The sequence below is a fragment of the Marinobacter sp. G5_S1_61_S3 genome, assembly GCF_054968585.1.
Genome location: NZ_JBQKUK010000037.1, coordinates 1 through 1,480, shown reverse-complemented (window position 1 = coordinate 1,480; position 1,480 = coordinate 1). Strand labels below are relative to the sequence as shown.

Annotated in this window: 1 protein-coding gene; it reads right to left on the bottom strand. The window is 61.3% G+C overall.

Features of this window, described 5'->3' with window-relative positions; translation table 11 throughout:
• Positions 1-1,480: condensation domain-containing protein (locus tag ACTRWH_RS20400; protein WP_462826790.1), on the bottom strand; the 1,480-nt coding region annotated here is incomplete at both ends.

The following is a 1,480-nucleotide window of genomic DNA, read 5'->3' as shown; positions in this document are numbered from 1 at the left end:
AGGCAGGTCCGACAAGTGGGCCATGGGCTCACAACTGATCACCTCCAGCAAGGCTTGCAGCTGTTCGGCCATTCGCGCCACCGACGCCGCGTCGAAGATATCCGTCGCGAAGTCCAGGTAACCGTCGATTCGACCGTCCGCGTGTTCGTGGGTGCCCAGTACCAGATCGAAATGCGCGTTCTCCGCCGGACAGGCGAGCGGCTCGCAGCTCAGCTCATGCAAGTCCGACAAGGGCTTCTGGTCAAAGACCTGATGGTTGTAGCTGACCTGGAACAGCGGATTGTGGCTCAGACTTCGCTCCGGCTGCAGTGCTTCCACCAGTTGCTCAAATGGCAGATCCGCATGCGCCTGGGCTCCGTGCATTCGCTCTCGTACCTGGGCCAGAAGATCACTGACCCGGTCACCGGGATCAATCTCGGCACGCACCACCAGCGTATTGACGAAGAAGCCAATCAGTCCCTCGGTGCCCGGCTGATGCCGTCCCGAAACCGGAATACCCACGCGCAGATCCCGTTGACCACTGAGTCGGTACAGCAGCGCTTCAAAGCCGGCCAGAACGACCATAAACAGCGAAACTTCCTGATCACGGGCCGTGCGACGCAACCGCTCCGCCAGCGACGATGGCAAAGTGAAGGCGTGTCGGGCACCACGGCCATCCCGCTGCCCCGGACGCGGGCGGTCCGTGGGCAGCTCAAGAACCGGATGTTCATCACCCAACTGCCCTCGCCACCATTGCAATTGCCGATCCAGCTCAGCACCCGTCAGTTGCTCTCGTTGCCAAAGTGCGTAGTCCGCATACTGAACGTCCAGCGGTGCCACCCTATCGGGCTCACCTCTTGATGCACAGCGATAGAGCTCAACCAGTTCCTCCAACAGCAACTGCATTGACCAGCCGTCGGAAATGATATGGTGCATGCACAACAGCAGGCGCCAGCCCGATGTATCCATCTGCACCAGGGCAACGCGCCAGGGCGGTGTGGTCTCCAGGTCGAAGGGGCGGCGGCTGAACTCCCGGAATAGCTCTCCGAATACAGTCTCGGCATCGTCCTGGCCGCGAAGATCATAACGCTCCATGGGTACCGCCATGGCTTCCATCACCCACTGTTGGGGGCGACCATGTTCCCCATGTCGAAACGCCGTGCGCAGCGACTCATGCCGCTGAATGAGTCCGACGAAGGCCGCCGTCAACGCCTCTTCATTCAGTCGACCCTGCAAATCCAGGCCGCCCGGAAGATGGTAGGCACTGCTCTCAGGCTCCAGTTGGGCCAGGAACCAGAGCCGCTGCTGGGCAAAGGACTGCGGTGCCAACTGGCCCCGATCATGAACGCGTAACGGAGGCGCTTCATCGGCCGGTATGCTCTGAAGTACATCGGCCAGCCCAGCCAAAGAACCTGACTCGAACAACACGCTCAGCGGCAGCGTCCGGTGCAGGGCTTTGCGGATACGATGAACCAGGGTGACACCCAGCAGCGAGTGCCCT